12 protein-coding genes are annotated in these 9,302 nt (G+C 57.0%); all 12 read right to left on the bottom strand.

Features of this window, described 5'->3' with window-relative positions; all coding sequences use genetic code 11:
- Nucleotides 1-185 (bottom strand): transposase (locus tag RUA4292_RS02185; protein ID WP_058276079.1); only part of this gene is annotated, 185 nt, incomplete at its 3' end.
- 217 nt (nt 186-402) lie between these two features.
- Nucleotides 403-1,209 carry an ABC transporter permease gene (locus tag RUA4292_RS02180; protein ID WP_058276112.1) on the bottom strand — a complete coding sequence of 269 codons (807 nt, stop codon included), beginning with the start codon at nt 1,207-1,209 and terminating at the stop codon, nt 403-405.
- Nucleotides 1,206-2,093 (bottom strand): ABC transporter permease, encoded by an 888-nt coding sequence (locus RUA4292_RS02175; protein ID WP_058276111.1) that lies wholly within the window; start codon nt 2,091-2,093, stop codon nt 1,206-1,208. Before RUA4292_RS02175 ends, RUA4292_RS02180 begins: the two co-directional genes overlap by 4 nt.
- 71 nt (nt 2,094-2,164) lie before the next feature.
- On the bottom strand, nt 2,165-2,878 hold the full coding sequence (locus RUA4292_RS02170; RefSeq protein WP_058276110.1) for a transporter substrate-binding domain-containing protein: 714 nt from the start codon (nt 2,876-2,878) through the stop codon (nt 2,165-2,167).
- 31 nt (nt 2,879-2,909) lie between these two features.
- Nucleotides 2,910-3,686, bottom strand: a complete 777-nt coding sequence (locus RUA4292_RS02165) for an ABC transporter ATP-binding protein (protein WP_058274821.1) — start codon at nt 3,684-3,686, stop codon at nt 2,910-2,912.
- A gap of 125 nt (nt 3,687-3,811) precedes the next feature.
- Nucleotides 3,812-4,564, bottom strand: coding sequence for a phosphate/phosphite/phosphonate ABC transporter substrate-binding protein (locus RUA4292_RS02160; RefSeq protein WP_058276109.1), 753 nt, complete (start codon nt 4,562-4,564; stop codon nt 3,812-3,814).
- Nucleotides 4,561-4,998, bottom strand: coding sequence for a tellurite resistance TerB family protein (locus RUA4292_RS02155; RefSeq protein WP_058276108.1), 438 nt, complete (start codon nt 4,996-4,998; stop codon nt 4,561-4,563). Before RUA4292_RS02155 ends, RUA4292_RS02160 begins: the two co-directional genes overlap by 4 nt.
- 20 nt (nt 4,999-5,018) lie before the next feature.
- Nucleotides 5,019-5,468 carry a tellurite resistance TerB family protein gene (locus RUA4292_RS02150; protein WP_058276107.1) on the bottom strand — a complete coding sequence of 150 codons (450 nt, stop codon included), beginning with the start codon at nt 5,466-5,468 and terminating at the stop codon, nt 5,019-5,021.
- A 109-nt stretch (nt 5,469-5,577) separates the two neighbouring features.
- Nucleotides 5,578-6,354 (bottom strand): isocitrate lyase/PEP mutase family protein, encoded by a 777-nt coding sequence (locus RUA4292_RS02145; RefSeq protein ID WP_058276116.1) that lies wholly within the window; start codon nt 6,352-6,354, stop codon nt 5,578-5,580.
- A 160-nt stretch (nt 6,355-6,514) separates the two neighbouring features.
- A complete protein-coding gene (locus RUA4292_RS02140) occupies nt 6,515-6,997 on the bottom strand; it encodes a bacterioferritin (RefSeq protein ID WP_058276106.1) in 483 nt (160 codons plus the stop codon).
- Between the two features lie 122 nt (nt 6,998-7,119).
- Complete coding sequence (gene pyrG / locus RUA4292_RS02135; RefSeq protein ID WP_058276105.1) at nt 7,120-8,763, bottom strand: CTP synthase; 1,644 nt, start codon at nt 8,761-8,763, stop codon at nt 7,120-7,122.
- Between the two features lie 158 nt (nt 8,764-8,921).
- Complete coding sequence (gene secG / locus RUA4292_RS02130; protein WP_058276104.1) at nt 8,922-9,287, bottom strand: preprotein translocase subunit SecG; 366 nt, start codon at nt 9,285-9,287, stop codon at nt 8,922-8,924.
- Nucleotides 9,288-9,302: the final 15 nt, after the last annotated feature.

Below are 9,302 nucleotides of genomic sequence, written 5' to 3'. Positions count from 1 at the left end.
CGCCTAAGTTCCTTCAATTGGTCTACACCCATTCCGCCATATTGCTTGCGCCAGCGGTAATAGGTTTGCTCCACAACGCCGATCTGTCTGATCGCATCCAGACGCGGCATCCCTTGCCCCATCAGAACTTCAACCTGCCGCAACTTCGAGACAATTTCTTCCGGCTTCGGTCGCTTGTTTGCCATTCTTGGTCCTCCGTTTCCTAATCTTAACGGTGGGCCCATTCAAATGGGGAGGCTCACTTGTCTCTGGATTGTGGATCCAGAGGTCGCCGGTTCGAATCCAGCAGGCGGTACCATTTTCCCCTATTTATAACGCTTTCTCAGCACTTTCCTGAGATTCTCGGCAAGAAAAAACCGGGCCAAAAACAAGCCCGGCTGCCGAATTGTTTGGTTGCCTGACTTAGCGCGCCAGGTTCAGACGGAACCTCATCTTGGCCTTTCTGGCTACTGGCAAGTGCCGGTTCAGCCGTTTGTTGATCAGCCCAAAAACACCGACAACCACTAGTGTCAGCAGGATGAAGTAAAAGGCCAGAATCGGGTAGGGAATGAACGGATTGAACGTCTTGTCGGCGAAATAGCTGGCGTAGTACAGCGCGTCGCCGCGTTGCTGCCAGGCGGGGAAGGCCGAGAAGAAGACCAGCGTGGTGGCGTGAAACAGAAAGATCGCTTCGTTCGTGTAGGCAGGCCAGGCCAGACGCAGCATGGTGGGCCAAATGATCCGGCGAAACCGCGACCAGCCCGACATGCCATAGGCATCAGCGGCCTCGATATCACCCTTGGGGATCGAGCGCAGCGCGCCATAGAAGATCTCACCGGTATAAGCGGCGGTGTTGAGGAACAAAACGATCAACGCCCCCAGCCATGCCGACGTCAGGGCGTCGAACATCGGGTAAGATTTCTTCAGCGACAGGAAGAAGAAGTAGGCAAAGAAGAACTGGATGAACAGTGGCGAGCCGCGGAAGATAAAGATGAACCACTCGGACGGTTTGCGCAGCCACTTGTTGGTGGATGCTTTGCCCATTGCCACGGCGGTTGCCAGAAAGAACCCGGTGATCAGTGCCATGATACCGAAATAGATGTTCCAGATCATGCCTGAACCGATCAGGGTGAATTGCTCGCACAGGGTAAAGTCGTTGCGCGGCAGTAGCCGCTCACCAAGGCCCAAGGAACGCAGGCCGTAGTCCTGAATGGTCTGGATGCAGCTCATGCAGTGGTCTCCTTGCGCAGAAGCTCTCCGCCTGATGTGGCCTGTCCGTGGGACAGGCGGCGCATCAGCTTTTCAAGCCCGATTTCCGAGACGCGGGTCATGCCGAGGTAGAAGATCAGCAGAGCCAGGAAGTACCACATCCGCCAGTCGCCATGGGGGTATTGGGTGAATTTCGTGGTCTTGGTCCCGCCCAATTCGCGGGCCCAATAGACGATGTCTTCGATGCCCAGCAGGAACAGCAGTGGGGTGGCTTTGATCAGCACCATCCACAGGTTCGACAGACCGGGCAGGGCGTAAACCCACATTTGCGGCACGAGGATGCGCCAGAATGTCTGGCTGGGGGAAAGGCCATAAGCGGCTGCTGTTTCCAGCTGCGCATGGGGAACCGCCCGCATTCCGCCAAACAGCACGTTGGCCGCAAAAGCTCCGAAAACGATCGAGAAGGTGATCACCGCGAGGAAGAAACCATAGGTCTCATGCACAAATTCCGGCGCGGTGCTGAGCGGCAGTTTTGCCGACTGGCAAACGATGAAGTCGTTGCCCTGGCGGATCGGGTCCGGCCAATCGGGGCAAAGGATCTTATGGCGCGTCCATTCAAAAGCCTGATCCAGAGCGATCACAAAGAACAAGAAGAAGGCGATGTCCGGCACACCCCGTACAATCGCGATATAGCCCTTGCCCAGCCAGCTGACGGGGGGGATATGCGAGCGGGCGGCCATGGCACCAACGAACCCGAAACTCAACGCTACGGGCGCTGTGACGGCCAGCAACAGCAGAACCTTCAGGAACGACAGGTAGAACGACCAGTGTACGCCGTTGGTGAGGTAGCAAGAAAACCAGCGGAACGTGCCCAGCGTATCGGGATCAGTGCAAAACGAGAAAATGGCGGGCCTCTTGAGGTGCTAAGGCTCAGGGGCGGCGCGCCCCGGTATTGAGGCGCGCAACCTGATTCAGATCAGAAGGTCGAGGACACTTCCCATTTGGTGATCAGCTCGTTCAGGCTGCCGTCGTCCTTCATGGACTGGATGGCAGTGTTGAGCTTTTCTTTCAGATCACCGTCCGACTCGCGCACACCGATGCCGACACCACCGCCAAGCGGGACATCTTCGGCGACAAAGCGCAGGTCCGCGTCTTCATCTGCAATCGGTGCAAGGAAAGATTTATCGGCCAGAACGGCGTCAGCTTCGCCATTGCGCACGGCTGCGATGGTTTCTTCGGGGCTGGCGAACTCGACCAGAGTTGCACCGGATTCGGCAATATAACCGGCCTGAATGGTGCCGGTCTGTGCCGCAACAACGCCGTTCGCGACATCTACGTCGTCGGAGGTTGCAACATAAGCCGACGGATCTGGCGGCGTGTAGTTCTGAGTGAAATCAATGACTTCATCACGCTCGTCAGTGATCGACATGCCCGCGATGATGACGTCATAGTTGCCCGACACCAGGTTGGGAATGATCGAATCCCAGTCGTTCTTGACCCATTCGCATTCCAGGTTTGCGCGCTTGCACAGCTCGTCGCCCAGCTCACGCTCGAAACCGTCGATCTCGCCGGCGTCATTGATGAAGTTCCACGGAGGGTAGGCGCCCTCGGTGCCCATGCGGACCGTATCGGCCATGGCCATACCGGCGCTCAGCGCCAGTGCTGCTGTGGTCAGAATCAGGTTTTTCATTGTTACTCCCCTTTTTGGTTCTGTCCTGAATTTATGCCGCCATGGTGGCGGAGAGAAAACCCTGAAGTCGCGTGGATTCAGGGGTCGTAAAGATGTCTTCCGGCAGGCCTTCTTCTTCGATGAGGCCTTGATGCAGGAACACCACATGGCTTGAGATATCGGCAGCCATTTTCATATCGTGTGTCACGATGATCATGGTGCGGCCTTCGGCGGCCAGATCCTTTATAACCTTGATGACTTCCTGTTCCAGTTCGGGGTCCAGCGCCGATGTGGGCTCGTCGAACAGCAGGGCCTGAGGCTCCATGCACAGGCCGCGCGCAATCGCGGCGCGTTGCTGCTGACCGCCTGACAGTTGCGCGGGATACGCGTCGCATTTGTCGCCGATGCCGACCTTTTCCAGATACCTACGGGCGCTGTCTTCAGCCTCGGCCTTGTCGCGGCCCATGACGGTCACAGGGGCCTCCATCACGTTTTGCAGGATGGTCATATGTGCCCACAGATTGAACTGCTGAAACACCATCGACAGGTTTGTGCGAATACGTAGGACCTGTTTGGGATCGGCCGGACGGCGGTTATGTGCGTTGCCAGTCCAGCGAACAGGTTCGCCCTTGAACAGAATCTCGCCCTCTTGGCTGTCTTCCAACAGGTTGCAACAGCGCAGAAGCGTCGATTTGCCAGAGCCAGACGAACCGATGAGTGAGACGACATCACCGCGTCTGGCGGTGATATCCACCCCTTTCAATACCTCAAGATTGCCAAAGCTCTTGTGTAGGTTCTTGATCTCGATGACCGGAGTGGAATCTGTCACGGGTGGTCCAGCTGTTATTGGTGTTGGTGCGGTACTAGGGCTGAAATTTCAGAGCAATGCAATGCGCAAATGACACGGAACAGGCCACAAACTGTCAAAATGACCAGACGTTCTGACCAAAGTGGTCACGGATCGATCAATTTGGCAGCCTCAGGGGACGGGTCGGGAACGGCAAGGTAATGCTCGGCTGGAATGTCGATCAGACCACGCAAGTGCAGCATCTTTTGGTCGGCGGGGGAAAGATCGTTGATGGCTGCACGAACCGCCTTTGCAATCCGGGGCGCATCCTGACAATTGGCCGTGATGTAGGGCAGGGCGGGCGAAGGTTCCGTTGCTGCGACCTCGCGAAGCTCAGGGCCCAAATTCGAGTGTTCCTTGAGTAATTCCCACGTAAGCGCATCCAGCGCGGCATAATCCGCGCGGCCTTCCGCAACAGCGGCTGCCGAAAGGGCATGACCGCCGGTTTCCAACACTGAACTTGGAAGGCGGCTGTGACGTGACAGATGAACCATGGGCGCAGCCCAACCGGACTGAGAAAGCGCTTCATTGTACGCAAAGATGCCGTCGGCAAGCTGGTCCAGATCGCGGGTATCGTCTTTTCGGGCCACGATAACAGACCGGTAGTACCCGGGCGGACAGCCTGCCAGACCGTAGTCCGGCGTGCCGACAAGCTGAACCTTCCCATGCAATCGGGTGCGGTAAGGCATGCCACACGTTTGGGAGAAAACAAGGTCGGGGCTACGCCAGACATCCCAAACGTCGGCGCCACGTGTCAGATGTGAGGGATCAAAACCAAGATGCGCCCGAATCAATGACCAGAAACGATCATTGGCTGGTTGCAGCGCGGGCATGTCATACATGCCCAGCATTGCAATCACGATTTGGCTGCCTTTTGCCGGGCCAGGGCAGAATCGACATCGCTGACACCCAGCAGACTGACCACGAGACGCAGCAGCGAATCTTCTTCGCCGGTCCGATGCCCATCGGCCAGTGCGACCGACCACATCGCCTGAACCACGGCCAATCGGTCATCGTAAGCGACAGCCTCTTTGATTGCGCGGGTAAAGCGGACGGTATCGGGGGCTTCGGCTTCTAGATCTTCGGCGCTTGCGCGAAGGGCTGCGGCCTCAAAAGGGGACAGGCCATAGCGTTCCGTCGATATCCGGTCGATTCGTGCCATTTCCGTGTCGGCATAGTCATTGTCGGATCTGGCGATGCGCACCAGAAGGGCCGTAAGGGCCAAACGGGCGTCGTTATCGGCAAGTGGGTCGAGCTGCGGCTGCGTGAGCCGGGACAGAAAATCGCTGAACATGAATTGGTTATAGAAGCGGACTACTTCTGTTCCAAGCGCGTTTGTACCCGTTCATGCGCTTCTTGGCTGTCTTTAAAGCTCAGGCCCATGGCGATGCGCGCTTCTTCGACGATCTTCATTTCGCCTTCGTCCGAATTGCCATCGGCCAGAACGACCTCCCACAAAGCGTCCAGCGCGGCCAGACGTTCCTGCAGGTCGGTTGTTTCGCGGATCAACTTGCCGAATGTATCGGTGTCTGGCGCGGCGGCGTGCAATTTTTCGCAGGTGGCGCGGACTTTGGCGGCCTCGATCGCGTTGTGCTGATAGAGCCGCGCAAGAATACGGTCGATCAGGCTGATTTCTTCCAGCTTGTAATCCCGATCTGCCTGCGCCACGCGCACCATCAAAGCACCCAAGGCCAGTTCGGCGTCAGGATCGGGCAAATGGTCGTGCTGTGGCGGACGAAACGCCTGAAGGAATTTTTTCAACATGCCGCGAGGTTATTCCATATTTTGTGGCCCGCCAAGCGCTGACTACCCGTCATAGCCGTAATGGTCACAACTTTGCCGGTATCCGCTTGTATCGGTATCTACTCGCTGGCTAGGCGCCTGACTGCAGCGCCTGTTTCGCTTGTTCCTGCAGCCAGCCCAGCATCTTCCGGTACGGCACAGGCCCATAACTGATACGGGCAACGCCCAGTGACGCAAGCGTCGCGGTATCCGGGGTCCCGGGCAGCGCAATGATATTCACAGGTAGATCAGTCGATTCGCAAAGCCGGGCGATCATGTCCTCATCCTTGAGGCCGGGTGCAAAGAATCCGTTGGCACCCGCGTCGGCATAGGCTTTGGCGCGAGCCATCGCATCGTCGAGCATCGCCTCGTCATGCGTTTCCGGCGCTGCCTTCAGGAAGATGTCCGTTCTGGCGTTGATAAAAGCAGGGACGCCAGCGACGTCGCACCCTTCGCGCATCGCACCAACGCGAGCCGCCTGGGTTTCGATGTCGTACAGGTCTTTGGTGCCGACAATCTGGTCTTCGAAGTTGAAGCCGACGACACCTGTTTCAAGTGCACTTTGGACATTGGCGATTATTCCCACCGCGTCCTCGGCATAAGCCCCCTCGAAATCCAAAGAAACAGGAAGGTCTACGGCGCTGACGATTCGACCGGCGTTGTCCAAAGCGACATCCAGCGGAATGTTCTGGCCGTCGCCAAACCCCTGCGCCATTGCAACGGGTGCGCTGCCGGTCGCCAATGCCATCGCGCCTGCATCCCGCACGGCACCGGCGCTGCCAGCGTCCCAAATGTTAAAAAGGATGACCGGATCGCCCTTTTTGTGCAGGGCCGCAAAGGTTTCTGCGTTTTGGATTTGATCGGTCATTTGGGCCTCTCCTGTCATCATTTACCCAACAGTAACCACGTGGAACTGTGCGCGAGTAGTATTTTTTGGCCTCACGCCGTCACTTTGCGGTGACGAAAGAAAATGGGCCAACATTTGTTGGCCCGAATTCTGCGACATGGTGAGATCAGTTGAAGAGGATTTAGTCTTGGCCGGCAGTGCCTGATACGTATCTGGCGCTGAACGCCGACTCGCCTAGCCGCTTGAGAAGAGACAACTCGGTCTCCAGCCATGCTTTGTGGCCTTCTTCCTCCAGCAAAATTCGTTCAAACAATGTTCGGGTTCCAACGTCGCCAGCCTCGGCCGCCTGTGCTGCGGCTTGGGTGTAGAAATCGATGGCTTCCATTTCATCCTTCAGGTCTGCGGTAAACATCTCTTCCAGGTCGTCCGCCGCCTTTGGGTTTTTCTGAAGCTCAAGCTCTGGCTTTGCGCCCAGGAAAAGAATGCGTTCGATATAGGCATCAGAATGCCCCAATTCTTCCTGCATTTCGCCGCGCATTTTTTCGGCCAGGATGTCCAAGCCCCAGTCATTCAGCACATGCGCATGCAACTGGTACTGATGCGCTGCTGTCATTTCCATGTGAAGCGCTTGTTGGAGGTTTGTGATCGTTGTCGAATTGCTCATCGGAATACTCCTGAATCTTTGAACTGCATCAAATTACGCGGCACGCGGGCCTGCTTGTTCAAATAGTTAGGAGGTTACAAGCCACAAAACAATGCGGGGTGACAGTCCGACACAGATAGCTCTTAAACGAGACGAGAGGTGTCTTTCGCTGCGCGCACAAAATCGCGGAACAGTGGATGCGGTTCAAATGGTTTGGATTTCAGTTCCGGATGGTACTGGACGCCGATGAACCAAGGGTGGTCAGACCATTCGACGATTTCGGGCAGGCGACCATCGGGCGACATGCCCGAGAAGTTCAGACCAGCCTTTTCCAGCTTGTCGCGATACTTGATATCCACCTCATAGCGGTGGCGGTGGCGCTCTTCGATATTGGTGCCGCCGTATACCTCTGCCACTTTCGAGCCATCGGCCAGTACCGCGTCATAGGCGCCCAAACGCATGGTACCGCCTTTATCGTCACCGACCTTGCGTTCGACCTTGTGGTTGCCCTGCACCCATTCTTTCAGGTGGTAAACAACAGGCTCAAAACGTTTTTTGCCCGCTTCGTGGTCGAACTCCTCCGAGCCCGCTTCGGTAATGCCAGCGGCGTTGCGGGCTGCTTCGATTACAGCCATCTGCATACCAAGGCAGATTCCCAGGTAGGGCACTTTGTGTTCGCGTGCGTATTGCGCGGCTTTGATCTTGCCTTCAGTGCCGCGTTCGCCAAATCCACCGGGAACGAGGATCGCGTGAAATCCTTCCAGATGCGGGGCTGCGTCTTCGGTATCAAACACCTCGGCATCGACCCATTCGACTTTTACGCGAACCCGGTTGGCCATACCGCCATGGGTCAGGGCCTCGGCAATCGATTTATAGGCGTCTTCAAGCTGCGTGTATTTGCCGACGATGGCGACTTTGACTTCGCCTTCGGCATTGTGGATGCGGTCGCTGACATCTTCCCATTTTGTGAGATCAGGCTTGGGGGCAGGGCTGATCTGGAACGCATCCAGAACCGCCTGATCCAGACCTTCGCGGTGATAGGCCAGCGGGGCGTCATAAATGGTCGACAGATCCTGTGCCGCGATCACGCTGTCCGGGCGCACGTTGCAGAACAACGCCAGCTTTTCGCGTTCTTTGACCGGGATGGGACCCTCAGAGCGACAGACCAGAATGTCAGGGGCCAGACCGATCGAGCGCAGCTCTTTCACCGAGTGCTGGGTCGGCTTGGTTTTCAGTTCGCCCGAGGCTTTGATGTAGGGCAGCAGGGTCAGGTGCATGAACAGGCATTGGCCGCGCGGCTTGTCCTGGCTGAACTGACGGATAGCTTCAAAGAAGGGCAGACCTTCGATATCGCCGACGGTGCCGCCAATCTCGCACAGCATGAAATCGACCTCATCCTCACCGATCGAGATAAAGTCTTTGATCTCGTTGGTGACGTGCGGAATCACCTGAATGGTCTTGCCCAGATAGTCGCCGCGGCGCTCTTTCTCGAGCACGTTGGAATAAATCCGACCTGAACTAACCGAGTCGGTCTTGCGCGCTGCCACACCGGTGAAACGTTCGTAGTGACCAAGATCCAGGTCGGTTTCGGCCCCGTCATCGGTCACGAACACTTCGCCATGCTCGAACGGCGACATCGTGCCGGGGTCAACGTTGAGATAGGGGTCCAGCTTGCGCAGACGTACCGAATACCCTCGGGCCTGCAACAGCGCGCCCAAAGCCGCCGAAGCCAGTCCTTTACCCAAAGACGAAACCACACCACCAGTGATGAAAATAAAACGCGCCATGTTTTCGGCTGCTCCCGTGAGACGTCAAAATCAGCTGCCCGACGGTTCCGAAAAACCGCTGCACCACGGGACTTCACATATAAAGGATTCGCGCCAATAGCGCAAGAGAACCGCAAGATGCTGTTGCAGTTCTCTTTCAAGTTTCTAGGTTTTGTGGATCAGTTGGCTTGTGGGATCAGCGGCGCGTTGTCGCCATCTGCCGGAGGCAGCAGATCGTCAGCCGACGGAACCGCAGGTGTGCTTTCCTCGGTCGGTGCTGGTGCCGGAACGCCCAAACGGTCGATCACCGAACTACCCGAGGATTTCTGTGCGGCCAGAATGGTCAGCGTGATTGATGTCACGATGAAACAAGCGGCCAGGATCCACGTCACCTTGCCCAAAGCAGTCGCTGCGGCGCGTCCGGTCATGGCGCCGCCACCCCCGCCGCCCATGCCAAGGCCACCGCCTTCGGACCGCTGCATCAGAACGACGGCGATCAGGCCCAGAGCCAAGAGGAGGTGGATAATGAGAACGACGTTTTCCATGGTGTTCCTGTACAG

The organism is Ruegeria atlantica (assembly GCF_001458195.1).
Taxonomy (GTDB): domain Bacteria; phylum Pseudomonadota; class Alphaproteobacteria; order Rhodobacterales; family Rhodobacteraceae; genus Ruegeria; species Ruegeria atlantica.
The sequence above is the reverse complement of the archived record's forward strand: the minus strand, read 5'-3'. Positions and strand labels throughout refer to the sequence as shown.